Here is a 25,328-nt window from a genome sequence, read left to right on the forward strand (position 1 = left end):
CTGGGCAGCGACCATTGTCCGATCGCGCTGGACATTTTCTAGAGAGGAGACAAGCTTGGCATGGCCGTTCTATTTAACAACGATTGGGGCGATCTGCTCCACCCCGAGATGGAATTACCCTATTATCAGGAGTTAAGACAGCGCCTGGCCGGAGAATATCGGGAACAGGTCGTCTACCCGAATCCTTATCAGATTTTCCAAGCGCTGCACTGGACGTCTTACTCGGAAGTGAAGGTCGTCATTCTCGGGCAGGACCCGTACCACGGCCCGGGACAAGCCCATGGGCTCAGCTTCTCGGTTCAGCAGGGCGTCAGGCAGCCCCCTTCGCTTCAGAATATATTCAAGGAATTGAAGGCCGACCTTGGCTGCGACATTCCGAACCACGGCCATCTGGAGCATTGGGCCAAGCAAGGCGTGCTGCTGCTCAATGCGGTGCTGACCGTGCGGCAGGGCGAAGCCAACTCGCATAAGAGCCTCGGCTGGGAGCGATTCACCGACCGCATCGTCGCGTGCCTGAACGAACGGGAGACGCCGATGGCGTTCATCCTGTGGGGCCGCCATGCGCAGCAGAAAGCCTCCTTCATCGACGGGAAGCGCCACTGCGTCATCCGGTCCGCCCACCCCAGCCCTCTGTCCGCCCATGCGGGCTTCTTCGGAAGCCGCCCGTTCTCGAAGAGCAACGCCTTCCTGCGGGAGACCGGCCAGAAAGAGATCGACTGGCAGATTCCTTCGGTCTAATAATACTTACCGCTTCACCGAGGCTGTCCCCTTCGTCATCGCCAGATGAGGGGGCGGCCTTTTCTTCTGCCCATTTGCCCCGTTTGCCTCTCCGATAATCGATTCCGTCGAGTATCTCCTGCCTATTTGCCTCGTTTGCCTCCCCGTTAATCGATTCTGTCGAGTATCTCCTGCCCATTTGCCTCGTCCGTCCTCCCGTTAATCGATTCTGTCGAGTATCTCCTGCCCATTTGCCTCGTTTGCCTCCCCGTTAATCGATTCTGTCGAGTATCTCCTGCCCATCAGGCAACAGGCCGATTCGAGCCGTGTTTTTTTACAAAATTCCGCAGCCAGGTTTATACCCGACTTACATACAAGATCAATAATTGTTGTGTACAAGAGTTCAAATTCGAATTCATCTGGAGGTTACCCCGATATGAAACCCGTCAAATTCGTCCATCTGACCGACACGCACATGAACGCTCCCGGCAAAGACGGACAGTTCGCCAAGTTCCAGCTCGCCGACAAAGTCGTCCAAGTGTTCCGCCACATCGAAGAGACCGGAATCGCGCCGGCCTTCGTCCTCATTACCGGCGACTTGTCCCATGAGGGAGACGCGGAAGACTACGCCCACATCCGCAAGCTGTTGGACGAAGGCTCCGAGCGGATCGGCGCTCCCGTCCACGTCGTGCTCGGCAACCACGATCACCGCGGCCCTTTCCGCGAAGGGTATCTCGGCGAACAGCCTTCGGAAGAACCTTACTACTATTCGCACACGATCGACGGCCTGCGTCTGATCGGCCTGAATACGCAAGTACCGGGCAGCCACAACGGCAATCTCGACGAGACGCAGTTCTCCTGGCTGAAGCAAGAGCTCCAAACCCCGGCTCCGAAAGGCACGGTCATCGGCCTTCACCATCCGCTGCTGAGCATCGGCGGAGTGCTGGGAGACCACATCCTCGCGAACCGGGAACAGGTCGGACAAGCCTTGTCCGGTACCGACGTCGTCGCCGTCCTGGCCGGCCACGTGCATTCCAACAACATCGGCTTGTACCACGGCGTCCTTAACGTCGCCGCGGCAGGCACCGCGTTTGCGGGCGAAATGGCCGACGCTGAACACTTCCGCATGGTCGACGCCTGCAGCTACAACATCGTCTCCGTAAGTCCGGGAGAGGGAGTATCTATTCAGACGGTCGCCCTGCCGACGAGCGGAACCGAATTTTTCAAATTTTCCTTCGCGGCCCTCGCAACGCAACATTAAACGACTTTCAAGGAGAGAACGAACACGATGACTCAACCGCTTATGCCGCAATGCCTGCTTCCGCTGAGCGGCGCGTTCAACTTCCGCGACATGGGCGGCCTGCGCGCCGAAGACGGACGCACGGTGAAATCCGGGCTGCTGTTCCGCGCGGCAGAGCTTACGGGATTAACGCAAGAAGATATCGCGCTGCTGGAATCGATCGGCCTGAAGAGCGTCTTCGACTACCGCAATCGCGTCGAAGCCGAGCAGAAGCCCGACCCGCAAATCGGCAATGCCATCCTCACCCGCGTTCCCGCTAACGCGGCGGCCGAAGACCAGCCCCATCTGTCGATCGAAGATCTGTTCGCCAAAGGGCTGCACAAGATGTTCGGAGAAGACATGCTGCTCCGGCTCTATGCTTCCTTGCCGATAGACAACCCGTCGTACAAGCAACTGATGGCGCTGCTGCGCGAGCCGGAAGCCCATCTGCCCCTCGTGCATCACTGCGCGGGCGGACGCGATCGCACCGGAGTCGGCAGCATGCTGATCCTGCTGACGCTCGGCGTTCCCTACGAAACCGTAATGGAGGACTATCTCCTCTCCAACGTTACGCTGGCTGATTATCACGGACAAATGTACGACGCGGTCTCCAAGTATATCAACGAAGAAGAACTGCAAATTTTTCGGGAAACGATGGAACTGCAGCCTCGTTATCTGGACGCGTCCATGAACAGCATTCTGACCAGCTACGGCACTTTCGAGCGATACCTGGAGACGGAATTCGGCATTGACGAGGCCGTCCGGCAACGAATCCAATCTCACTGTCTAGAATAGACACCTATTCGGGAGGTTTATATCCATGAATCGCATGCACAAAGGATTGTCCGCGCTGCTCGCGGCGACAACCGCCATCGGCCTGAGCGCCTGCGGAGCCGGAGCGGCCGGCTCTTCGAACGAAGCCGGGCAAGCCGCCCTGGACCCCGCCAATCCGACCAAAATCACGTTCTACTCCTACAGTCTGGCCGCGCCGACGATGAAAGCCGGCATGGAGCATCTCATCCAGGAGTTCAACGACACGATCGGCCAAGAAAAAGGCGTTATCGTCGAAGCCGTCGCCGATCCGACTTTCCAGCAATATAAAGCGGACATCTCCGCCGGAAAGGCGGTCGACATCGTGCAGCATACGTTCAGCACGCTGGACGCCTCCAGATTGAACCTGGGCTTCAAAGCTTACGAAGATGTCTTTCCGAAGGAGCAGCTTGAGGAGCATCTGAAAGGCATCGAGCCGAACGCGCTTGAACTGGGCAAGATCGACGGCAAAATGTACGGCCTCGCCTTTACGTTCAGCACGCCGATCGTCTTCATGAACGGCAAGCTGTTCCGCGACGCCGGGCTCGACCCGGCCAACGCGCCGAAGACGTGGGCCGACATCAAGGAAGCGTCCTTGAAGATCAAGGCGGCCACGGGCAAAGACGGCTTTGGCCTCGCCCCGAACAACGGCTGGACGACCGAGGGCCTAATTCTGAGCAACGGCGGAGAGGTGCTTGCCCAAGACCGCAAATCGGTCAAATTCTCCGAGCCGGCAGCCGTCGAAGCGATCGAAATGTGGCAGGATATGTACAAGAACGGCGCCCACGCCGTAGGCGCGGAAGCCGAGCTGGCCGAGCAATTCATGGCCGGCAATATGGGCATGTACATCACCTCGACGGCGCTGTACAGCGGTATTCGCAAAGCGTCCGAAGCCGGCGGCTGGGACGTCTACGGAGCAGGCCTGCCGCAGTTCGGCGACAAGAAGTCCGTTCCGGTCAACTCCGGAAGCATGCTTGCCGTGCGCCCGGACACCCCGGCGAAGAACGCCGCCGTGTGGGAGTTCATTAAGTTCGTCACCAGCGACCGCGGCTATACGATCATTACCTCGGAGATCGGCTATTTGCCTCTGCGTACGGCGCTGGCGGACGACCCGAACGGTCTGAAAGATTTTATCGATCAACACCCGCTTTACCGGATCAACCTCGAACAGCTGAAGCATATCCACCCTGTCGCGATCTGGCCGGGAGAATACGCTTCGGAGATTACGACTCTGTTCTCCGACGCGATCGGCAAGTCGGTCATCTCCGACAGCAATGTTGCCGAGACGCTGCAGAAGGCCGCGGACGAAATTAACAAGATGATTCAGTAAAGAAGGGAACTGCGATGAGCCAAGCACTAGAAACCTCCTATGCTCCCCCTTTGCCGGGGAAGCCGTCGATCGCGCGGAATAGAAGCCTGAACGGAGCGAAGCTCTGGCGCAAGCTGAAGCCTTATCTGTACCTTCTGCCCGCGCTGCTGCTGCTGGGCATCTGGATGTACCGCCCGCTGTTGAACACTTTTTATCTGGCCTTCCACAAGTGGGGCATGGTTCCGGGAACGACGCCGGAATTCGTCGGCTTTGATAATTTCGCGAGGCTGATGGAGAACAAGAGCTTTATCGGATCGATCGGCAACACGTTGTTCTACACGGCCGGCCTGCTGCCCTTCTCCATCTTGATCCCGCTTCTGCTGGCATCCGTTACTCACCAGATGGAAGGCCGAATGAAAAAGGTTTACCGCGCGCTTTTCTTCGTGCCGATGATTCTCGCTCCCGTGTCGGTCAGCGCCATCTGCGCTGGCTGTTCCACCCGTCCAACGGACTGGTCAACGACGTGCTGCTGCGGCTCGGAGCGATCAGCCAGCCGATCGCCTACTTCTCGGATCCGAGCTTCGCGAAATGGCTGATCTTGTTCATCACCGGCTGGAAAATGGTCGGCTTCAGCACGATTATGTTCTCCGCGGCGCTCACCGGCATCAACCGGGAATATTACGAAGCGGCGGCGATCGACGGCGCCGGCAGCCTGAAGCAGTTTTACCGCCTGACCGTTCCGCTACTGTCGCCGATGATCCTGTTCATGCTGACGATGAGCATTTTGTTTTCCAGCCAGTGGACGTTCGCCTATATCGATATTTTGACGACGGGCGGCCCTTACGGAACGTCGACCAACGTCTACTACGAGATGTACAAGTACGCCTTCTCCAACTTGAACGCCGGCTTCAGCGCCGCGGCCGCCCTGCTCTTCTTCATCGTGTTCGGGGTCATCTCGCTGACGTTGAATCAGCTTTCCAGAAGGTATTCCTTTTACGACAACTAGAACGGGAGGAGCCCCCGATGAAGAAACGATTTTCGGGACTCGCGATCGTGCAGCATGCCGCGCTAGCCATCATGTGCCTGATCGCCCTGTTCCCGATCTACTGGATGCTGAATTCCTCGTTCAAGAACGAATCGGAGATTTTCACGTCCTCCCTGATTCCTCTTAAGCCGATTTTCAGCAACTACACGTACGCTTTCGAGCAGATGCCGATCGTTCGGATGATGTTCAATTCGTTCGGAGTCGCGACGCTGCTGACCGCCTCCCAGCTCGCGACCGGCCTGCTGGCCGCTTATGCGCTCGTTCGCTGGAGATTCCGTGGCCAGGGATTTATTTTCGCCCTGCTGAGTTTAACCTGGCTGATCCCTTTTCAAGCGGTCATGATCCCCAACTACGTGCTCGTGAATCAGCTTGGCTTCAACGAATCGCTGATCGGAATCGTACTGCCGTTCGCCGTCTCGACCTTCGCGATTCTGTCGCTCTACCAGAGCTTCAACTCGTTCCCTCGCGTGCTGATCGAGGCCGCCTGCATTGACGGGCAAAGCGACTTCGGCATTTTGACAAGGCTCATTCTGCCCAACATCAAATCGACCGTCGCCTCGCTCGGCATCATCCTGTTCATTAACGGCTGGAACGAATACTTATGGCCGATGCTGATCACGAAAAAGATGGAGAACGCCCCGCTGCAGATCGGTCTCCGGATGTTCGTCAACTCGGATACCAACATGTGGGGCTCGATGATGGCGGCGACCGCCGTATCGTGCCTGCCGATTCTGCTCCTCTACCTCGTTCTGCGCCGTCAGATCGTCGACTCGTTCGTCCGGTTCGGCATCAAATGACGGCCGGCGCTTATCCTACGGCAAGGCCAAAAATCCCGCTTGGACGCGCTGCGGCGCTTCGGGCGGGATGTTCGGGACGTATGGGGCTACTGCCGGAACTGCGGCAGATAGGCTTCGTGCTGCTCCAGAATGTCGCGCAGCATGCTGCGCGCCAGCTCGGCGGTGCCGACCAGCGGGTGCAGCGCCAACGCCTGCAAAGCCTTCTTGCGGTCGCCATGCACGGCCGCCTCGACCGTCAGCTCTTCGTAAGCTTTCACCAATGTCATCAAGCCGCGAATTTCCGGACCTACGCTTCTGGAGAGCTGTATGGGATGAGCCCCTTCCGCGTCGATAAGCGAATTGACTTCGACGGAAACGTCGTCGGGCAAGAACGGAATAATGCCGTTGTTGCGCACGTTCACCGTCTGGATGTCCTTCCTGTTGTTGTAGATCGAGGACATCAGATTAACGGCGACCTCGGAGTAATAGGCTCCGCCCCGCTGCTCCAGCTGCGGCGGCTTGATCGCGAGAATCGGATCCTTGTACAGCTCGAACAGCTCCGCTTCTACCCGCTTCACGACGTCGGCTCTCGTCCCGTCCGTCCCCAGATCCTCCATTTGTTCGGCCAGCATATCGTCTCTCATGTAATAGTAGCGATGATAGCTGCAAGGCAGCGCGCCAAGCGACTGAAGGAAATCTCCGTCCCACTCCAGATCGGAAATGTTTTTCATCGTCAGTCCCTTCGCTCCCGCCGCCTTGGCGAGGAACGACTCGGACACATCCTCCCCGTCGACGACGATCTTCGTCGTCCAGTTCAGATGATTGATGCCGATCATCTCGATATGCACCTTGGACGCGTCGACTCCGTAAAACTCCGCGATCTGCATCCGCAGTCCGATCGGCAGATTGCACAAGCCGATCGTCTTGATCTTGCTGTATTTCAGAGCGGCTTCCGTGACGATGCCCGCCGGATTCGTGAAGTTCAGCAGGAATGCGTCCGGGGCAAGCTCCTCCATCTCCTTGCAGATGTCGAGAATAACCGGAATCGTCCGGAGCGCTTTGGAGAAACCGCCCGCTCCCGTCGTCTCCTGTCCGATGCAGCCGTATTTCAATGGAATCCTCTCGTCCCGGCCTCTGGCATCCAACTGCCCGACCCGCAGCTGCGTCGTAACGAAATCGGCCCCCCGGATCGCCTCCGTCCTGTCGAGCGTCAGATAAATCCGAATATCCGCCCCGGCTTTCTCGACCATGCGTCGCGCAAGCGCGCCTACGATCTCCAGCTTCTCCCTGCCCGCTTCGACGTCGACCAGATACAGCTCCTTGACCGGCAGCTCGCTCCTGCGTTTGATCAGCCCCTCCACCAGCTCCGGGGTATAGGAGGAACCTCCTCCGATAACGGCTACTTTTAAATGCTCTTTCCGCGCCATTCCCATGCTCCTTTCCGCTTGCGCCGGATCTCTGTCCGGCTCTCTCTGCATCCGCCGAGCGGTTTGATCTTTCTATCATTTTTTGTTTAATTTGTTACTACATTAACTCAATTGTACTATTTGTAGTAACATTTAGTCAACGAATATTCCACGAGGACGATAGACTGATCCGCTGTTTCTTTGAAATTTGTCTTTGATTTTCACTTGTCTATATTCTGGTAAATTGATAATTTGTAATAACCTTTCTAGTAAACCGTCATGCAAAAATATGTGCTCTTTTACTATGAATATGCACTGTGCTATACTATCTTCAAATGAACGCGTGGAGGAAATTTGTAGTGACAAAGAGACAGAATAGTTCCTTGTACTTTAACATTAAAGAGAAGCTGCTCAAGCAAATCCAAACAGGGATTTACAGCGTTGGACAAAAACTGCCAACGGAAGCCGAGCTATGCGTCATGTACAACGCCAGCCGGACTACGATACGGCTCGCACTGAACGAACTGGAGTTTCAAGGCATACTGGAACGCATCCAGGGCAAGGGCACGTTCGTCAAGCGGAAGGAGCTTCAGCTGATTCAGACCCGCAGCTTCACCGAGGACGTTCTCATGCAGGGCAAGGAGCCCCGGAGCAAGCTGCTGGAAGCCAAAGTCATACCCGCCGAAACGCCGCTGGACGAATTCCTTCACATCCCCCCGAGCGCCCCGATCAACCAGTTGCTCAGAGTGCGCTACGCGGACAACGAACCGCTGCTGTACGAGAGAACCCACATCGCTTGGAGCATGGCTCCCGGCCTGATCAACGATTATAAGGACGGCTCCCTGTTCGATTTCCTGGAAACCAAATACAACCTGAAGGTGCATCGCGCAGTCGAGCAATTAAAGCCCGTGCTCGCCGACAAAATCGCCAAGAAGCTGCTTCACGTCAAGGAAGGCTCTCCATGCCTGCAGATCAAGACGTTCACCTACTTGTCCGACAACACCCCGCTGGAATACAGCTTCGGCGTCTTCCGGGGCGACTTTCCGAACTATACGATCGAGCGATTCTTCTGACCGCGACCGCAAAAAAGAGGGGAAACCCCCTCTTTTTTTGTGCGTTGCGCAGCCTAGGCGCCGGTTTACTTCGCTTCCTCGATGATGCCGAAGTAGCGGCCCAGCCAATAGGGCAGCGTAACGATCGTTCCGCTCTCCATCGTCTTGTACGTGTAGTTGTAGTTCGGATCGACGCTGTACTTGCCGTTGTCGGTACGGAACGGATTGCCGTTGTTTTTCATGACCCGCCGTTCGTCCGTCGGCAGGGCGTAGTTCACCTGCTTGTCGAGTTTGTCCCGGTCGCCGTTTTCAATGAAGAAGACGTCTTGACGGTTATACTGCATCGGGAAAGAAATTAAATATTCCGGCATGCGGTACATGTAGCGAACGGCAGACGCGATGTCTACGGTCGTATCCTCGGGGTGCGCCAATTGATAGAGGAACGTGTAGAACGGATTCTCTTCGCGAACCTCGTTTGCGTACCATTGATCGAATGCGGCGACGATCTCCGCGCGCCTAGCCGGATCTTGCTCCTGCAAAATCAGCTGATAGACCGGGAACCATCCGAGCTCTTCGTCGGAATAGTTGATATACTGCGTCCAGTCTTGATGCACGGTTGCGTTGGCGTTCGAATCCATCTGGGCTTTGTCGGCTTCTTTCATGCCATTGGTAAGAACGGGATAGCTGATGTTGTCTCTGGTCACCGGAACATTGTCGTTATTATTGTAAGCGTTCGTCGCCTGGCGGATCAGCCTGCGCTCGATATATTCCTGAGCCATGTGAATATATCCTTTACCGTTTACGTACGGCTCGGCTTTACTGTATTGCGCATCGAACGCCATATCGTAAGCGGCTTGAAACTTGGCCGAATCCAGCGGATATTGCTCGGCGGTTACGTAGGACGCGGTCTTCAGAAACGCCATCAGCTGCAGCGCGTTAAGCGGGCCGTCCTCGAAGCCGTAAGACAGCGCATCGTTCCCGTCCGCGTCCACGCCTACTTGGGAGGACCACTGAGGCTGGCTCTCCATGACGCCTTTGCCGTCGTTGAAATACTTGGCCAACCAACGGGACCATTGCGTGGATTTACCCGTCGCGTCTTCGATATAATAATGATCGTTCTTCAGGATCAAGTTGGCCATGCGGTCGGTCGCCTCGGCCACATAATGCTTCAATTGGACGAGCTCGGGGTCCGAAAGGTCGTCGCACAGGTACCGATACGCCGTGAAGAACAGCGCGGAATGGCCCGCTACTTCGTCCGAAGAAGTATCCGCCTTGTAGACGATCTGGTTCATGTCGATATAACCGTCGGCTCCAATGGCGCTTGGCGGGAACAGATCGTTGAAGAAGGTCGGAATTCGCTCGTACACCGGTACGGTCAACTGAAACAGCGGCGGATTGCCGGCGCTGGTCGTCATGTCCTCGTCAGCCTTGGCATTGTTCGTCTTGGCTGTAATGACCGGCAGCACCTGATAGACGTCCGTACCGTCGACGGTTTCGACTCTCGTCTTAATGTCGATGCCTAGCTTCTGCCCAACCGGACGATTGGCGTTCAATGCGTCAATCGCATCCTGGCTTAAGCCTAGCCCATTGTAATTCATGACATCGGTGCCGCCGGACGGGAATAACCTGCTGCCCTTTTTCGTGATCGCATCCTTAGTCACCCGAACGACCGCATAGCCGATCGGCTGCGCGCCGTCGCTCCGCTGCATCGTCGGAATGATCGGATTGGAGGCCGCATAGACGGCATCCGTCACGCTCACGCGATGATGGAACCAGAAACCGTTCTGGCTCTGAAATCCGTAGTCGTCGCCCGTCGAAGTCTGCGCCGCGTTCTCGGACGTCAGCATGTAGGAGCGCGCCGGGAAGCCGTTGCCCCGCCCCGAGACGTAATCCAGCAGCAATACCGCCTTCGTTGCGCGAATCGCGTCCGCCTTGGCCGCATCAATATCGCTCTGCTCTGCTCCCTCCGCCTTGAGCGTCCGGTAGCGGAAAATTTCCCCGATCGCATACATAGACGTCCACAAGCCGTCATTGTCGTCGGTCTTCGGATTAGACGTAAACGTCCCCTTATCGAAATCGATGCCCGTCTGGCCCGGATCCGGCGTAAAGGTATATTCCGTCCCCGTTACCATGCCGCGACGATCCTGTACGGAATCGTTCAGCCTCTCGTAGACGTGCGTTTTCTCGTAAATCGTTTTGACCCGCACTTCGATATGCGTCACTCCGCTGGCCGTCCGCACCCATACGCCGCCCTTGCCGTCGCTGGCCAGGCCGGTGACGACGTCGTCTCCGCCATACAAATACCGGGGACCGGCCATATACTGAACGATGTCCCGAGCTTCCTTCTCCTTGAAGTTGACGCGCTGAAGCCCGTTCGTCGTGCCTATCCAGTAGACGCCGTCCGCGTCCTTGATCGCGCTCGTCACGTCTCCCGTTACCGCGGAGGGCAGGAACTTCAGGTCCTCTTTAGACGTCACCCAAGCAATCGGCTGCGGCAACGCCGCTCCCGTTTTGTAGTAAGAGACGTGCTTGACCGGCGTCGCCTCTAATTGATAAGCCTGATATTTCGCGCCAGCGGGCTTGCCGGCCGCTCCGAACGCCTGAGCGACGGGAAGCGAGAAGAGCATTGCCGCCGCCAGGGCGCCCGCCATGATCTTGGTTCGCGTGGTCGTGATGAACATTGGTTCTATCCCCTTCCTTATTGTCGAATGTACGATACGCCGTTCTCCGTAATGGCGAACACGCCCGAGCCGCCATCCGAAATCAGAAGCAGCGTTTTGTTATCCGCAAGCTGCTTGTTCTCCGCTGTATATTCCGTCATGGCATTCGTCGCCAAATTGATTTTCGTGACGCCGGTGTCCGTGCCGATCCACAAGTTCTCGCGGCGAACATCCAGCACGGAGGTATTGACGCTTCTCAGAGAAGCGAAAATGGAAGGCTTCACGTCATACTCGCCATTGACGAACGTGCGGGAGTTCGTGAATTTCGGCAGCGTCGATCCGATCACCGTGTTCGCCGTATTCGGATCGTAGGTCGGATCCTTCAGGAAGCGCACATACTGCTTCGCGTCGCCGTACGCGCCCGTTTCGGCGAATAAACTCAGCACTTGATCGTAGCTATAGATTTTCGTGCTCAAATCGTTCCCCCCGCCGGAGCCCCCTCCGCCTGCGCCGCCACCGCCGCCTCCGCTGCCGGAGCTTTGCGTGACGTCTTTGCCGGCGATCGTCGCTCGCTTCGCGTTCAGCGTCCACTTGCCCGGCGCTTTCTCGAAGATCGCGCCTTCCGCGTTAATGATGGCTTCGCCGATGCTGCCGGAGCCCGTCACCTTCACGCCGGCGTCCGCGACGACCTTGTCGACTTGGGCCTGGCCGTCCAGCTTGGCCTCGGCGCCGCCGGATTGCTTGGTGAACGTAAGCGTTCCGATCCGGGACGTGCCCACGCTCACGGCCGCGGGAGAATCTATCGTCAGAAGAGTGACGTCTCCGCTTACGGTAATTGCTCCCGATGCGCCGCCGCGAACGTTCAAGCTGCCGATCGGGGAAGCCGAATCGTTGACGATCGAAGCGCCCGTCAAAGCCTCGATGCCGTCCACGGACGAAGTGCCGCTCAGAATGAGCTTTGGCGTGTCCAGCGGGTTGTTGATCTTGACCGTCTTGGCTTTGCTGTTCTTAAGGACGATGCCTTGCTCCCCGCCTCCGAGCACATAGATCGTGCCTTCGATCTCGGAATCTTCGATCGTGAAGCCGCCTTCCCCGATTCCGGGAGCGAGGTACAGATCCCCCGATATTTTCGCTCCTTTCAGGACGCCTCCGGCCGTATTGATCACTACGTTGCGCGAGCTCACGTTCTCGTGAACGGAGGAATCGGCGATCAGACTGCCCATGATGTTATTGATCATCTTGATGGCTTCCGCGCGAGTCATCCCCTTTTTAGGCTGGAACGCTCCGCCCGCCCCTTGCGCGTATCCCGCTTCCTTCAGCGCATACACCGCCGACGCCGCCCACGAAGCGATCGCTTCGTCGTCCGCGAACCTCGGGCCGGTCGCGGAAGAGGAAGCGACGTCGAACACTCGTTTCAGGATAACCGCCGCCTCTTCCCGGGTCAGCGTCGCCAGAGGCGAGGCGTTGCCGCGAGAGTCGCCTTCCAGTATGCCGGCGGCATGGGCCTTGGCGATTTCTTCGGCGTACCAAGCCGAAGCGTCCACATCCCCGAATTTCTTGTCGCTTTTCGCCTTATAATTAAACACCCGGTTCACGAAAGCGATAAACTCGGCTCTGTTGATCGTTTGTTGCGGGCGAATCAGACCGTCGCGATCCCCTTTCAGCAATCCCGACTCCTTCCAGTAGTCTATCTCTGCGGAAGCCCATGCCGGAATCGGCTCCTTGGCCGCGGACGCGCTCGCCGATTGTCCGAAGGCGAATACCATAGCCGACGTCATGGCGATAGCGATGCTCTTTTGCATTGTTCTTTTCACATTCGTTCCTCCCTTAGCTTTATCCGGGGCAAGCCCCGCTTGCAGCACGATACCGTTTCGACTCGATCCACGAAAGCGGTTCCAGATCCAAGCCTCCTCTCGTCCCCTCCCCAAACAAATTGTAGTAACATTTCATCTTTAATTATTTATGATAATAACAAATTGTCAATATATTTATTTTGTAGTAATAAAAAACGATTCCTTTTTATATGCACTTCCACAGCGTATGAATCCGTTATGAAAATGCTAAAATCCTTACTAAACCCGAAGAAACTCATTGACAATATGTTGTTACGATCTATACAATGCAATTATATTGTTACTACAAATTAGCCGAATAAGCGATTTGTAACACTACAAACGACCTCTTATTCTTAAAGGTGGTGAGCGCCATTCGCCTGTCGGGCATCGGGTTCTCCCGATGGACTCTCTGCGGAAAGAACGGAAAGAAGCAATGCCAATAAACGATAAAAGGGAGATCATTATCCATGAAGAAAACGCTTACCGTACTGGCCGCGACGCTGATCGCCGCGACCGCCCTTGCCGGATGCTCCGGCTCCTCCTCCAAGAAGGACGATATTACGCTGCGGATCGCGATGGTGTCCCCCGGCGAGGGAGTTATTAAAGTCTGGGAACAAATCCGGGACAAATACGAAGACGCCCACCCCGGCATCAAAGTCGAGCTGAACTATCAAGAAGACGCCATCTATCAATCCGTGGGCCTGCCCAACCTGCTGAGCGGCGCGAACGCCCCGGACATTTATTTCGAATGGGCCGGCGAGCGACTTCGCAACCGGATCGAAGGAGGCTATGCGGCCGATCTGACCGAAGCGCTGAAGCAGGAAGGTTTTAAGGACGTCTTCTCCGAAGGAGACTTCAAAGGCATGGAGCTCGACGGCAAAACCTACATGATCCCGACAGCCAGCGACGTCTCCAACATCATCTGGTACAACAAGAAGCTTTTCGCCGAAAACGGCGTCGAGCCTCCGCAGACGTGGGAGCAGTTTCTGGAGGCTTGCGAGAAGCTGAAGGCTGCGGGCATTAAGCCGATCGTCTCCGGCAACAAGGACTTGTGGCCGGGCGGCAACTGGATCGCCCACCTCGTCTCCCGGGTCGTCGGAGAACAGGCCTACGGAGACGCGCTGCAGTTGGAGCAGCCGTTCAACTCCCCCGACTTTGTCGCCGCCTTCGGATATGCGCGGGAGCTGTGGGACAAAGGTTATCTGAACGACAGCGTCAACGCGATCGCGGACGACGAGGCCGACTCCCTGTTCTTCAACGGCCAAGCGGCCATGCATCCGATCGGCAGCTGGCTCGTTTCCGGAGCGATGGAGAGCGCGCCGGATTTGGATCTGGGTTACTTCAACCTCCCGGCCATGCCGGGCGGCAAGGGCGATCAGACGAGCGTGCTCGGCGTTCAGAACGGCTTCGTCATCAACGCCAAGTCGCCCCATTTCCAGCTAGCCGTCGATTTTATGGCCGAATACAGCTCGCCGGAGTCCTCCAAGCAGCTCGCCGACGCGGGGGCGATGCCGATCGCCAAGGGCGGTGTGGACACGGAGCATACCGATGCTCTGTCGCTCAGCCTGATCGACATGATGAAGTCGTCCTCGATGGTCGTATCCCCTCCGGACATCGGCTACAACGTAGAAATCGCGAACGCCTTCAATATGGCCGTATCCCAAGTGCTGGGAGGAGTCAAGACAGCCGAAGAGGCGCTCGCCGAACTGGACAAGACGATAGCTCCGCTTAAAAAATAATCGTTAAGGAGGCCGGCGTCTCTTCGATAATCGAGACGCCGGCCTTCCGCGGCATTCGCATGATGGAGGTGTAACCGTGAATCGCTCCAAAGGAAAATTCGGCATTTCTCCCTACTTGTTCGTCGCTCCGTCCGCCCTGCTGTTCGGTCTGACGATCATCGTCCCCATCGTGCTGACGTTCGCGTTCAGCTTCTACGATTGGAACGGCTTCGGCACGATGACGTTCATCGGCTTCGACAACTACGTCCGGGCTTTTCACGATCGCGTGTACTTGTTGTCTTACTGGCATATTTTCATTTACATCGTCCTGACCGTTATTCTCGAAGTGTTCTGCGGGCTGCTGCTCGCCGGATTGATTACGATGAAGAGACGCGGAAGCGCTTGGTTTCGGGTCGCCTTCTTTACGCCGGTCATGCTGCCCATGATCGTCGTCTCCTACTTGTGGAAATTCGTCTACAATTCCGACTTCGGACTGATCAACGCCGTTCTCGGTAGCGTAGGCTTGGAGAGCTGGACCCGGGTGTGGCTCGGAGATCCGAAAATCGCCCTGTACGCCGTCACCTTCGTATCCGGTTGGGTATACGCCGGTTACTACATGACCATTTTCTACGCCGGCATCCAGCGTATTCCGAACGACATTTACGAATCCGCCTACTTGGACGGGGCGACCGATCGCGATATCTTCTTCAAGATCAAAATTCCGATGATCCGGGATCTCGTCGACGTCGCGATCATGCTGTGCGTGCTGGGAGGCTTCCAAGCGTTCGACCTGTTCTACGTCATGACCAACGGCGGACCTTACAACTCCACGGAAATCGTAACGACCTACATCGTCAAAGTCGTGTTCAGCAATATGAGCGTCGGCTACGGTTCGGCTCTTGCCGTGCTTATGTCGATCGTGATCGCGATTCTCGGCATTCTGACCAACAAGCTGAAGAAAAAAGAAAGCGACGCTCTCGAGTATTAAGAGAACGCCGCCAGGATTCGGATAGAAAGAGGTGTCGACCATGGCAACTGCCGCTTGGAGCGCGAGCGACGGCAAGGCGGACAAGAAACCGTTCCGCTGGCTGTCCCGCTTGTCGTATTACGTTTTAATGATCGCGCTCTCGTGTTTTTACTTTTACCCGATGATCTGGCTTGTCCTCTCCTCCTTCCGGGAAAACCAGGTCATATTCACCAGCCCGTTCCGCTGGCCTGAGCAAGTGAACTTCGACAATTGGTCGGAAGCCTGGCGCATCGGGCATATCGGCAAATACGCGGGCAACAGCGCGATCGTGACTTCCCTGACGGTCGTCTGCATCTTGCTGTTCGCCAGCATGGCGGCTTTCGCCTTCAGCAAGCTGCCGTTCAAAGGCGGCAAAGCGCTGCTCATGATGTTTGTCGTCGGACTGTTCATGCCGCTGCAATCCTTCTTTATCGCCCAAAGCTATATTTTCGAGAGACTGGGCTTGAAGGATTCCTATATGGGCCTTATTCTGCCCTATATCGGAGTCGGGCTGCCGCTGGCGGTCTTCCTGCTCAAGTCGTTCCTCGACTCCTTGCCGAAGGATCTGATCGAGGCTTCCCGGATCGACGGATGCAACAACCGCGTGCTGTTCGTTCGCATCATTCTTCCCTTGCTGGCTCCGGGCATGGCAACCGTGGCGATCTTCTCGTCCCTGAACGCGTGGAACGAGCTGCTGCTGGCGATGCTGTACATTCAGAACGACGATCTGAAGACTCTTCCCGTCGGCCTGCTCGCGTTCTCCAGCCGCTACGTCACCAATTACAAGCTGCTGTTCTCCGCGCTGGCGCTCATCACCATTCCGATGATTCTGGCCTACATCCTGTTCCATAAACGAATCGTCAGCGGACTGACGGAAGGTTCGTTGAAGTAGACTCGCCATTGCGCCCACTGCGCCGAGACCGGCGAGCCCATAAAACCACGGGAATGATCAGCAAGGACATCGCGCCGCCGGCGAAGGAAAGAACGGCATAGCTCGACTCGGCGACGACCATCCCGGACAAGGCGCCGCCCGAGGCTCCGGTCAACGCGATCAGCACGTCGATCGTCCCCTGCGTCTTGGCCCGGGTGGCCGGCGTCGTCGCGTCGACGATCTGGGCCGTGCCGCTGATCAGGCCGAAGTTCCAGCCGAGCCCGAGCAGGGCCAGCGCCGCGATCAGCAGCGGCATCGAATCCGCAGGGGCCGCGGCGGCGAGAATCCCGGCAAGCAGCAGCGTGACTCCAGAGACGACGGCCATCGCGGGGCGGCCGATTCTATCCGCCAGCACTCCGGTGACCAACGAAGGAAGGTACATGGCTCCGACATGGATGCCGATAACGAGGCCGACTTCTCCAAGCCCGTGCCCGTGATGCTGCATGTGGACCGGCGTCATCGTCATGATCGCGACCATCACGATCTGCGTGAGCACCATGACGGTCGTTCCGACGATCAATCCGCGATTGCGGAACGGGGACGACGACCCGCTTGAGTCGCGGTCGGAGGCCTGTGGCCGGCTTGCCTCCTGCTCGGCGGCCATCGCTTTGGCCGCGAGATAGGGATCGGGCCGCAGAAACACAAGCAGGAACGCCCCGGCCAGCAAGAACGCGGCAGCCGCAAGCAGGAACGGGCCGGTCAACGCGGGGAGATCGAAAGCTGCCGCGAAGTCTCCCATGGGCTCGACCAGATTCGGTCCTGCCACCGCGCCGAACGTAGTGGACACCATCGACAGGCTGACCGCCTTCGCCCGCTGCTCCGGCCTGGCCAGATCGGTGCCGGCATAGCGAGCCTGCAGATTCGTAGACGTTCCCGCTCCGTAGATCAGCATCGAAGCGAACAGCAGCGCAAGCTGATTCGTCGCCCCCGCAAGCACGATGCCCGCCGCTCCGGCGCCGCCGGCCAGAAATCCCGCCGACAAGCCGATCCGGCGTCCGTAACGATGCGTAAGCCGTCCCACCAAATAGGCCGACCCTGCCGATCCCAGTGTAATCAGCGCGACCGGCATGCCCGCATAACTGTCCGTGCCGAGCATCTCCTGAGCCATCAGCGCTCCTACCGTTATCCCCGCGGCAAGCCCCGCCCCTCCGAAGATTTGCGAGATCGCCACGATCATCAGCGTTCTTTTATATAGTCGCTGTATCTCGTTTTCCGTCACCGGTCACTCCCCCTGTTCGTTGGATTATTATAGCACGGCCTGCAAGCGAATCTATCCCCGCTTTACAAGAACTTTGCGTTTTGATAGAATTTCAACGTTCAATTGTTAACCACAATTTCTGATATTGGTTAACAATTGGCGAAACAATGGATGATACTGGAGGCTGCCCATCATGAACACCGCCGCGGTCGATCGCTGGCAATCGCTTGCGCAAAAAGCGTTGAACGGACATTGTCCGACTCCGGAAGAGGGCCTTGCCGTCCTCCGTGCCGACAATGACGAAGTTCTGCCGCTGCTGCAGGCTTCCTTTACGGTGAGAAAGCACTACTTCGGCAAAAAAGTGAAGCTGAACATGATCATCAACGCCAAGAGCGGACTCTGCCCCGAAGACTGCGGTTACTGCTCGCAATCGATCGTATCAACGGCCCCCGTCAAGAAGTATTCGCTGCTCGACAAGGACACGCTGCTGGCCGGAGCGAGCGAAGCGTTGGCCCGGCAAGCGGGCACCTACTGCATCGTGGCGTCCGGGAAGGGGCCGACCGCCAAGGAGCTGGACCAGGTCGTCGAAGCGGTGCGGGAGATCCGCGCTACGATGCCTCTGAAAATTTGCGCGTGCCTCGGCCTTCTGAAGGACGATCAGGCCGAACGGCTCGCGGAAGCCGGCGTTCACCGGTATAACCACAATTTGAACACGAGCAGAGCCAACTACCCTTCCATCACGACGACCCATACCTACGATCAGCGCGTCGATACAGTCAGCCAAGCGAAAGCGACCGGCATGTCGCCTTGCTCCGGCGTCATTATCGGCATGGGCGAGTCGGATTCGGAAATCGTCGAGATGGCCTATGCGCTCAGGGAGCTGGACGCCGACTCGATTCCGGTCAACTTCCTGAACGCCATTCCGGGAACCCCGCTGGAGAAGGCCGGCCGTACTCCGCCTATGAAGGCGTTGAAGGTACTGGCCCTGTTCCGGTTCATCTGCCCGTCGAAAGAAATTCGCGTCGCCGGAGGGCGCGAGGTCAACTTGCGCGCGCTGCAGCCGCTTGCGCTGTATGCGGCCAACTCCATTTTCGTCGGCGATTACTTAACGACGGAAGGCCAAGCCGTCACCGCCGATCACGAACTCATCGAGGACCTCGGGTTCGAGATCGAGCCGAATGCCCTATCTTAATCGCGGACATCCGCCTCCAGCTTCTCCCTCTTCAGCCGGCCCATCTTCGTCCAATCCAGCAGCTGCTCGATCGAGAAGACGCCTGCCGGCATCCCGCCCGCATAGACCGCTTCGGCCGCATCGAGCGCGCATTTGGCCGTCAACTCGGACTGCTGACGGCCTTCCAGCCGATATTCGGCGACGGTCGGACGGCCGGCTTTCTCGCCGATCGCTTCGACCTGGACGGCAAACCGCTCGGAGCCGAGATGCACCCGGCCGAAGCCGGCGATCGCCGCCGCTCGAATCGGCTTCAGCCTCAGCAGGCGGTGCAAGCCGAGCTTCCGTACTCCCGCGAGCAGCGCCGTCACGGCGCCCGAGTCGAAGGTCAGCCTCGTCGACACGCTGGGGACGCCCAGCGACCCCGGCAGGGAGCGCTGATCCGAGAACGGAAATCGGTAGGCCCGCTTCCGTCCGATCGCGCCCCGAAAATCCGTCACCCTCGGATCCGTAAAACTGCCTGTCATCTCCGTGCGATTGTTCTTCGTAATCTCGAAGCTTGCTCCCAGATTGTCCACGGTCCATTCGACGGCGGCCTTGCCGTGCCGATCGCCCAGCCCGAGCAAAATCGTAATCTCGATCGCCTCCGTCCGATCGAGCCGCCGATGGGCTTCCAACGCCAGCAGATTCGTTACGCCCGGGGCGAGCCCTACGTTCACAACGGCTGTCGAGCCGCCGCGTTCCGCTTCATCCCGGAGAGCTTCCACCCGGGCCAGGAACGAGAGGTTTGCCGACACATCGATATAATGCGCGCCGCTCAGAAAGCAGGTGCTTACGAAGGAAGCGTCCCCCTGATCCAAACACATGACGACCAGCTTGACGTCGGCCAGCTCCCGGGGATCTACAGGCCGGCCAATGTCCAGACGCATGGGCAGTACCCGCCCCTCCATTGCCCGGCTGAACCGTTCCGCCCGCTCCAGGCTCCTTCCCGCCGCGTAGACCTTGCCGGGAAACCTGCGTCCGAGCTCCTCGCATATGAGGCTGCCTACCGCCCCATATCCTCCTACGACGACGATCCGGTCTTTATCCATATTGCCCTTGCCAGCTCCCTTGCTTATTCTAGATAGTATAAGATTTATTCCCACTTTAGACGAATAAGGAGCTGCCGCGCCATCCCAGAAAGGTGGGATTTCCGCCGCAGGCGAAAATATGGATAACATTAAAAAACGGATCGAACGGTTGGCCGAACAAGCCGTTTCCTCCAAAGGATTCAGATTGGCGCTGCTGGCGCTCCTTCGCGAAGCCTTCCCCTTCGAAGGAGCATGCTGCACCGTCGTCGACCCGCGAACGCTTCTTTCCGCGGGAGCCGTCACCGAGGACGGCGTGGAGGCGATTCATCATCGCCTGTTCGAATTCGAGTACGGGTATCAGGACTTTAACCGGTTCGAGGAGTTGGCCGAAGCGGACCGGCCGGTTGCCGCGCTAGGGCTGGTGACGGAAGGCGATCCGGAGCGCAGCGTCCGGTTCCGAGAAGTGCTGCGACCCGCCGGCTTCGGGGACGAGATGAGAGCGGCTCTGGTGAGCGGGGGCAAATGCTGGGGCTTCCTGACCCTGCTTCGCGGGCAGGATCGGCCGCGTTTTACGGCGGAGGAGCTGGCGTTTCTGACGTCGCTTGCGCCTTCGATCGCCTCCGCTTTGCGGCGAACGAGCTTGGCTGCGGCCGACGATCTCGGCGAGGAGGCGGGGTTGGAGCCGGGCGTGCTCATCGTGGCCGCCGACGGCGCCTCGTTGCTCGAGCTGGCCGCCACCGATTCGGCCGCTTGCTGGCTGGCTGCGCTCCGCGAGACCGAGGGCATTGACGCCGGACTTCTCCCCCGGCCGATCAGGGCGGTATGCACTCGCGCTCTGGTCGGAGAGTCGGACAAGGGGCCGAAACACGGCAAAGCCGCCCGTACCTGCGTCAGGCTCACGGGCGGCTCGTATGTGACGATTCGGGCCGACAAGCTGACCGGCCGGACCCCGGGCGTACAGCTTGCCGTTATTTTCGAACAGGCCCAGCCGGCCGACAGACTTCCTCTGATCGCGGAAGCCCACGGACTGTCCGAACGCGAGAAGCAGCTGCTCCGCGCAGTCGTCCGCGGGCTGTCGACCCAGGAAATCTCGGCCGAGCTTCACATCTCGGTCTACACCGTCCAAGATCATCTCAAGTCGATCTTCTCCAAGACGGGGGCATCCAGCCGCAGGGAGCTGATCTGGAAACTCTTCTCCCGGTACGCCTCCCCGTCAAGTGCCGCAGAAGGTCCGGTAAGGGAGACCTGACGGCTCCGGCGTCTCGCCATACGGCGCTTGCTCGGAGGAATGCGCGTAAGGCTGCTCCAGCACGTCGAGCAAACGCTTCATGACGCTGTAATCTCCCCGCTCGGACGCGGCCTCCAGCGCCTCCTCGACCCGATGGTTGCGGGGAATGACGGCGGGATTGCTGCTTCGCATCAACTGCCGCGCTTCTTCCCGGCTTGCCGTCTGCCGCTCCAATCTCGCCTGCCACCGCTCATGCCATCGTTGAAACTCCTCGACGCCGCGGAGCGCCGTCTCTTGGGGCGCGTCAGCGGTCAGCGCGCGGAATGTGTTCGTGTAATCCGCACGATGCTTCTGCATCAAGATAAGAAGGTCTTTGACGAGCTCCTCATCCGCTTCTTCCTCGTTGCCAATCCCCAGCTTCGCCCGCATGCCCGACATCCAGCGGCCGTGATACTGCTCCCCGAACTCCCCCAGCGCGCCTTCCGCGAAGGCAATTGCCTTCTCCTCTTCGTCGTGCAACAGCGGTAGCAGCGTTTCCGCGAATCTCGCCAAGTTCCAAACCGCGATCTGCGGCTGATTGCCATAGGCGTAGCGTCCGTTGGAGTCGATCGAGCTGAATACCGTCGCAGGATCGTAGACGTCCATGAAGGCGCAAGGTCCGTAGTCGATCGTCTCTCCGCTAAGCGCCATGTTATCGGTATTCATGACACCGTGGATAAAGCCGACCAGCTGCCATTGGGCAATCAGCTTGGCTTGGCGGCGGATGACTTCCTTCAGAAGCGCAAGGGCGTTGCCCTTTCCGTTTTCGTTGCCGTCGTTCCGGTCTCCGATCGCCGCCTCGGGATAATGCCGCCGCAGCGTATAATCAGCCAACGCACGAAGCTCCTCCACACTCCCCCATGCCGCGGTATACTGGAACGTCCCGACGCGAATATGACTGGCCGCCACGCGGGTCAGCACCGCGCCCGGCAGTTCCCTCTCCCGCTGAATAGGCTGGCCGGTCGCCACGACAGCCAGGCTGCGCGTCGTCGGAATGCCCAGCGCATGCATGGCTTCGCTAATGATATATTCGCGAAGCATCGGCCCGAGCGCCGCCCTGCCGTCGCCTCCGCGAGAATACGGCGTTCTGCCGGAGCCCTTAAGCTGGATGTCGAACCGTTCCCCCGAAGGCGTAATTTGCTCGCCAAGCAGCAGAGCCCTTCCGTCGCCAAGCCGGTTGAAATGGCCGAACTGATGCCCCGCATATGCCTGAGCGAGAGGCTCCGCGCCATCCGGAATCCGGTTGCCGGCAAACACGTCCGTCGCATCGCCGTCCCGGAGCGCTTCCTCGTTCAACCCAAGCTCCGCCGCAAGCCGTTCGTTCAGAACGACCAGCTTCGGCGCGCGCACCGGCGTCGGCTCCATCTTCGTATATAGCGTCTCCGGCAGCCTGGCGTAGCTGTTATCGAAGTTCCATCCCGCTCTTCGCGGCTCGTTGTTCTCTTCCACAATATCACCTTGCTCCCAGTAAACTTTTTCACCGTTCCAACGATCCAGCCTTATTATACCCCGCAGGCCATTGAATGAAAGAGAAAGCGGGAATTTTTTTATCCCGGATTGCCACGGTATCGCTTGCCCGGACTCCGAAAAATGGGGATCAGTCCCCTTGAAGGAACGGAGTCCACTCCCCCGACGCATACAGCCGAAGCCGGTGCATGGCGCGGGTGCAAGCCGTATAGAACAGCTTGCGCTCGCTTTCCCTCCCGTAAACTTCGGAGGAAGCGTCGTAGATCAGCACCGCGTCGAATTCGACGCCCTTGGCTAAATAAGCAGGGATGACCATGGCGCCCTTCTCGAAGGAAAGAGATTTCTTCGTAATGAGCCGCAGATCCATGTGTCCTCGGGCCGTCAGAAGCTCATAAGCTTCCGCGCTCTCGGCCGCCGTTTTCGTAATGACGGCAATAGACTCAAAGCCCTCGTCCCGAAGCTCCGTTAGATCCGCCGCGATTCTCGCCGCCCGATTCTCGCGATCGCCGGACTGAATAAGCCTGGGTTTGCCGCCGCTCCTCTCGAACGGCACGATCTCATCGTTATCCGGCAGCAGCCGCTTCGTAAACTCCACGATCTCACGGGTAGAACGATAGCTGCGGACAAGGCGGATCAGCGTCGTGTCGTCCTCGCCGTACAGCCGTACTAGCGGCGATCCGGACCCTCGCAAATCTGTCGCCTGAGTGAATATCGCCTGGCCGAAGTCGCCAAGCACCGTCATGCGCGCGCGGGGGAACAGCTTTTTCAAATACTCGTACTGGAACATCGAATAGTCCTGCCCCTCGTCGACGAACACATGCCGCACCTCCGTATTCGTGCGGACCCCCTCGACAAGCTCTCTCAAGTACAGGTAAGGCGTACTATCCTCGTAGAACAATTCGGAACGGCTCAACTTCTCCTTCGTCTGTTTGCAGATGTCCGCCCAGAATGCAGGAACTTCGGACTCGCCGGTCATCTTCCGATACTCGACCTCGTCGCCGAACAGTTGGACGTACAGCTTATTCATGTCTATGAATGCCAGCTTCTTCACGCTGCGCCTTAACGGAGCAAAGCTTTCCTTGACCACCATCTGGCGAAGCAGCTCCTCCTCCCGCTCGGCGTAGTCGAAATCTCCTTCGTCCCCCCGGCGCTCGTTGCGAAGCTTCTCTTGAATGACCGCATACTGCTCGGCGAAATCGAACACGCCGCGTTCCTTGTGAAGCTGGCCGTGAACTTCCGCGTATCGATCGTTGTCGAGGTAATTTAGCTCCTCCTGAACCCAGGAAGCCTCCCGTTCCTTACGCTCCAGCGTCCGAAGCTCCTTGAGAAGCCATTCTTGCAGCAGCGCGACGCGATTGGCCAAGCGGATGGACGGATCTCCCCCGTAAAATTGCGCCTCCATCCGCTCCGCGCTAATCAACTCCCGATCCCGAAACCGTATAGCGTTAAATCGCATTCCTCCCCTCTCAAGCCATTTCGCATAGTGCTGGAGCGCTTGCAGGTAAGCCTCCGACGCTTTGTATTTGACCCCTTCCATCCGCGCCTCGTATCCCGGCTCCTTACGAGCGGAAAGAACGTATTCGATCTGATCGAACGGATCTTCCAACGAGAACCCCGAGCCGAGCCAATATTCGAGATATTCCTGAAAAGTCGCCTGCTGCATGTTCTCTTCGCCAAGCTCGGGGAGGACCGTGGCGACATAGCTGTTAAAAATCGGGTTAGGCGAAAAAAGAACGATCTGGTCGGCGCTAAGCTTATCGCGGTGTTTGTATAGCAAGTAAGCCACTCTCTGCAACGCTGCGGAAGTTTTGCCGCTGCCCGCCGCCCCTTGGACGATCAGCATCCTGCTCTTGTCGTCGCGGATGATTTCGTTCTGCTCCTTCTGGATCGTCGCCACGATGCTTTTCATCTGCGCGTCCGCGCCCTTCCCTAGCACCTGCTGCAGCAGTTCGTCTCCGATCGTGACGTTCGCGTCGAACAGATTGCGAATGCGGCCGTCCTGAATCCGAAACTGCCGCTTCAGCTCCATCTTCCCGGCAATGCGTCCGCCCGGCGTATCGTAATCGGCCGGACCCGGTGAATAGTCGTAGTACATGCTCGCGATCGGCGTGCGCCAGTCATATACGAGGAAATCCATGCCATCCTCTTCGAGGAATGACGCAACCCCGATATAGATTGGCTCGCTCAGGCTCAAGCCGTCCTCCCGGAAATCGATCCGTCCGAAATACGGCGACGGCAGCAGCCGGTTGAGGCTGTTCCACTGCTTCATCAGCTGCCGATGGCTGCGCTCCCGTTCGGACAATACCGCCGCCTGCTGCCGGATCGTGAAGAAGGTTTCCTCGAAGTCCTCATCCGTGCTCGTATTCACCGTAACCTCTTCCCAGAAGCGCTTGCGCATATCCGTGACCTGTTCCCGCAGCCCCGCCGCCTCCGGCTCCAGTTCGGCGATTCTAGCTTCCAATTTGTCCGTCACCGAGTCGAGCCGTTCCTGCTCCGCCTGCCAAACCCGTGCGTTCGTCATCCTCAAGCACACGCTCCCCGTTCATTCGTTTTAGGAAAAATAATCACACTTGACACGCCGCCGATCGCCATGGTAAGATTAAGTTGTAAATAG

Annotated in this window: 20 protein-coding genes; 13 read left to right on the plus strand and 7 right to left on the minus strand. The window is 58.0% G+C overall.

Annotated features, from left to right (window positions below):
- Positions 1-60: 60 nt before the first annotated feature.
- From ACESLM_RS05530 to ACESLM_RS05560, 7 genes are all read left to right on the plus strand, one after another.
- Complete coding sequence (locus ACESLM_RS05530) at positions 61-738, plus strand: uracil-DNA glycosylase (protein ID WP_372630456.1); 678 nt, start codon at positions 61-63, stop codon at positions 736-738.
- A 415-nt stretch (positions 739-1,153) separates the two neighbouring features.
- The gene (locus ACESLM_RS05535) at positions 1,154-1,978 is read left to right on the plus strand and encodes a metallophosphoesterase family protein (RefSeq protein WP_372630458.1); all 825 of its coding nucleotides are present in this window, start codon (positions 1,154-1,156) and stop codon (positions 1,976-1,978) included.
- 27 nt (positions 1,979-2,005) lie between these two features.
- Entirely contained in the window at positions 2,006-2,791 is a 786-nt protein-coding gene (locus tag ACESLM_RS05540; protein ID WP_372630460.1) for a tyrosine-protein phosphatase, read from the plus strand.
- 25 nt (positions 2,792-2,816) lie between these two features.
- Positions 2,817-4,136, plus strand: a complete 1,320-nt coding sequence (locus ACESLM_RS05545) for an ABC transporter substrate-binding protein (protein ID WP_372630462.1) — start codon at positions 2,817-2,819, stop codon at positions 4,134-4,136.
- Positions 4,137-4,150: 14 nt separating this feature from the next.
- Positions 4,151-4,711, plus strand: a complete 561-nt coding sequence (locus ACESLM_RS05550; RefSeq protein WP_372630464.1) for a carbohydrate ABC transporter permease — start codon at positions 4,151-4,153, stop codon at positions 4,709-4,711.
- Positions 4,639-5,121, plus strand: coding sequence for a carbohydrate ABC transporter permease (locus tag ACESLM_RS05555; protein WP_372630466.1), 483 nt, complete (start codon positions 4,639-4,641; stop codon positions 5,119-5,121). The genes ACESLM_RS05550 and ACESLM_RS05555 overlap by 73 nt, the downstream gene beginning before the upstream one ends.
- Positions 5,122-5,138: 17 nt before the next feature.
- Entirely contained in the window at positions 5,139-5,957 is an 819-nt protein-coding gene (locus ACESLM_RS05560; RefSeq protein ID WP_372630468.1) for a carbohydrate ABC transporter permease, read from the plus strand.
- An 86-nt stretch (positions 5,958-6,043) separates the two neighbouring features.
- Here the strand turns inward: ACESLM_RS05560 and ACESLM_RS05565 are convergent, their stop codons facing one another.
- Positions 6,044-7,363, minus strand: a complete 1,320-nt coding sequence (locus ACESLM_RS05565; RefSeq protein ID WP_372630470.1) for a 6-phospho-beta-glucosidase — start codon at positions 7,361-7,363, stop codon at positions 6,044-6,046.
- A gap of 338 nt (positions 7,364-7,701) precedes the next feature.
- Between ACESLM_RS05565 and ACESLM_RS05570 the strand changes: the two genes are divergently transcribed.
- Positions 7,702-8,415, plus strand: a complete 714-nt coding sequence (locus ACESLM_RS05570) for a GntR family transcriptional regulator (protein WP_372630471.1) — start codon at positions 7,702-7,704, stop codon at positions 8,413-8,415.
- 65 nt (positions 8,416-8,480) lie between these two features.
- Here the strand turns inward: ACESLM_RS05570 and ACESLM_RS05575 are convergent, their stop codons facing one another.
- Both ACESLM_RS05575 and ACESLM_RS05580 read right to left on the minus strand, forming a co-directional pair.
- Positions 8,481-11,075, minus strand: coding sequence for a hypothetical protein (locus ACESLM_RS05575; RefSeq protein WP_372630473.1), 2,595 nt, complete (start codon positions 11,073-11,075; stop codon positions 8,481-8,483).
- A gap of 17 nt (positions 11,076-11,092) precedes the next feature.
- Positions 11,093-12,868 (minus strand): S-layer homology domain-containing protein, encoded by a 1,776-nt coding sequence (locus ACESLM_RS05580; RefSeq protein WP_372630475.1) that lies wholly within the window; start codon positions 12,866-12,868, stop codon positions 11,093-11,095.
- Between the two features lie 488 nt (positions 12,869-13,356).
- Here ACESLM_RS05580 and ACESLM_RS05585 point away from each other — a divergent pair, with 488 nt between their 5' ends.
- The 3 genes from ACESLM_RS05585 to ACESLM_RS05595 all read left to right on the plus strand — a co-directional run bounded on the left by ACESLM_RS05585 (position 13,357) and on the right by ACESLM_RS05595 (position 16,505).
- Positions 13,357-14,628, plus strand: coding sequence for an ABC transporter substrate-binding protein (locus tag ACESLM_RS05585; protein WP_372630476.1), 1,272 nt, complete (start codon positions 13,357-13,359; stop codon positions 14,626-14,628).
- 76 nt (positions 14,629-14,704) lie between these two features.
- A complete protein-coding gene (locus tag ACESLM_RS05590) occupies positions 14,705-15,595 on the plus strand; it encodes a carbohydrate ABC transporter permease (protein ID WP_372630478.1) in 891 nt (296 codons plus the stop codon).
- A gap of 40 nt (positions 15,596-15,635) precedes the next feature.
- Positions 15,636-16,505, plus strand: a complete 870-nt coding sequence (locus ACESLM_RS05595) for a carbohydrate ABC transporter permease (RefSeq protein ID WP_372630480.1) — start codon at positions 15,636-15,638, stop codon at positions 16,503-16,505.
- Here the strand turns inward: ACESLM_RS05595 and ACESLM_RS05600 are convergent.
- On the minus strand, positions 16,474-17,721 hold the full coding sequence (locus ACESLM_RS05600) for an MFS transporter (protein ID WP_372630603.1): 1,248 nt from the start codon (positions 17,719-17,721) through the stop codon (positions 16,474-16,476). The two genes, ACESLM_RS05595 and ACESLM_RS05600, sit on opposite strands and share 32 nt — an antisense overlap.
- Positions 17,722-17,935: 214 nt before the next feature.
- Here ACESLM_RS05600 and bioB point away from each other — a divergent pair, with 214 nt between their 5' ends.
- Positions 17,936-18,934 (plus strand): biotin synthase BioB, encoded by a 999-nt coding sequence (gene bioB / locus ACESLM_RS05605; protein ID WP_372630482.1) that lies wholly within the window; start codon positions 17,936-17,938, stop codon positions 18,932-18,934.
- Here the strand turns inward: bioB and ACESLM_RS05610 are convergent.
- Positions 18,931-20,001: a saccharopine dehydrogenase family protein gene (locus ACESLM_RS05610; protein WP_372630484.1), complete on the minus strand. Its 1,071-nt coding sequence runs from the start codon at positions 19,999-20,001 to the stop codon at positions 18,931-18,933. The two genes, bioB and ACESLM_RS05610, sit on opposite strands and share 4 nt — an antisense overlap.
- 118 nt (positions 20,002-20,119) lie before the next feature.
- Between ACESLM_RS05610 and ACESLM_RS05615 the strand changes: the two genes are divergently transcribed.
- Positions 20,120-21,229 (plus strand): LuxR C-terminal-related transcriptional regulator, encoded by a 1,110-nt coding sequence (locus ACESLM_RS05615; RefSeq protein WP_372630486.1) that lies wholly within the window; start codon positions 20,120-20,122, stop codon positions 21,227-21,229.
- Here the strand turns inward: ACESLM_RS05615 and ACESLM_RS05620 are convergent.
- Both ACESLM_RS05620 and helD read right to left on the minus strand, forming a co-directional pair.
- Positions 21,194-22,696 (minus strand): protein adenylyltransferase SelO, encoded by a 1,503-nt coding sequence (locus ACESLM_RS05620; protein ID WP_372630488.1) that lies wholly within the window; start codon positions 22,694-22,696, stop codon positions 21,194-21,196. The two genes, ACESLM_RS05615 and ACESLM_RS05620, sit on opposite strands and share 36 nt — an antisense overlap.
- 148 nt (positions 22,697-22,844) lie before the next feature.
- Positions 22,845-25,235: an RNA polymerase recycling motor HelD gene (gene helD / locus ACESLM_RS05625; protein ID WP_372630489.1), complete on the minus strand. Its 2,391-nt coding sequence runs from the start codon at positions 25,233-25,235 to the stop codon at positions 22,845-22,847.
- Between the last annotated feature and the right edge of the window lie 93 nt (positions 25,236-25,328).

Origin of the sequence: Cohnella sp. (assembly GCF_041641335.1) — a bacterium.
Classification (GTDB): Bacteria; Bacillota; Bacilli; order Paenibacillales; family Paenibacillaceae; genus Cohnella.

Bases quoted from the DNA above. Each gene is read 5' to 3' on its own strand.
- ACESLM_RS05530 (WP_372630456.1), top strand. From the start codon at position 61: ATGGCCGTTCTATTTAACAACGATTGGGGCGATCTGCTCCACCCCGAG.
- ACESLM_RS05535 (WP_372630458.1), top strand. From the start codon at position 1,154: ATGAAACCCGTCAAATTCGTCCATCTGACCGACACGCACATGAACGCT.
- ACESLM_RS05540 (WP_372630460.1), top strand. From the start codon at position 2,006: ATGACTCAACCGCTTATGCCGCAATGCCTGCTTCCGCTGAGCGGCGCG.
- ACESLM_RS05545 (WP_372630462.1), top strand. From the start codon at position 2,817: ATGAATCGCATGCACAAAGGATTGTCCGCGCTGCTCGCGGCGACAACC.
- ACESLM_RS05550 (WP_372630464.1), top strand. From the start codon at position 4,151: ATGAGCCAAGCACTAGAAACCTCCTATGCTCCCCCTTTGCCGGGGAAG.
- ACESLM_RS05560 (WP_372630468.1), top strand. From the start codon at position 5,139: ATGAAGAAACGATTTTCGGGACTCGCGATCGTGCAGCATGCCGCGCTA.
- ACESLM_RS05565 (WP_372630470.1), bottom strand. From the start codon at position 7,363: ATGGCGCGGAAAGAGCATTTAAAAGTAGCCGTTATCGGAGGAGGTTCC.
- ACESLM_RS05575 (WP_372630473.1), bottom strand. From the start codon at position 11,075: ATGTTCATCACGACCACGCGAACCAAGATCATGGCGGGCGCCCTGGCG.
- ACESLM_RS05585 (WP_372630476.1), top strand. From the start codon at position 13,357: ATGAAGAAAACGCTTACCGTACTGGCCGCGACGCTGATCGCCGCGACC.
- ACESLM_RS05595 (WP_372630480.1), top strand. From the start codon at position 15,636: ATGGCAACTGCCGCTTGGAGCGCGAGCGACGGCAAGGCGGACAAGAAA.
- ACESLM_RS05600 (WP_372630603.1), bottom strand. From the start codon at position 17,721: ATGATCGTGGCGATCTCGCAAATCTTCGGAGGGGCGGGGCTTGCCGCG.
- bioB (WP_372630482.1), top strand. From the start codon at position 17,936: ATGAACACCGCCGCGGTCGATCGCTGGCAATCGCTTGCGCAAAAAGCG.
- ACESLM_RS05610 (WP_372630484.1), bottom strand. From the start codon at position 20,001: ATGGATAAAGACCGGATCGTCGTCGTAGGAGGATATGGGGCGGTAGGC.
- ACESLM_RS05615 (WP_372630486.1), top strand. From the start codon at position 20,120: ATGGATAACATTAAAAAACGGATCGAACGGTTGGCCGAACAAGCCGTT.
- helD (WP_372630489.1), bottom strand. From the start codon at position 25,235: ATGACGAACGCACGGGTTTGGCAGGCGGAGCAGGAACGGCTCGACTCG.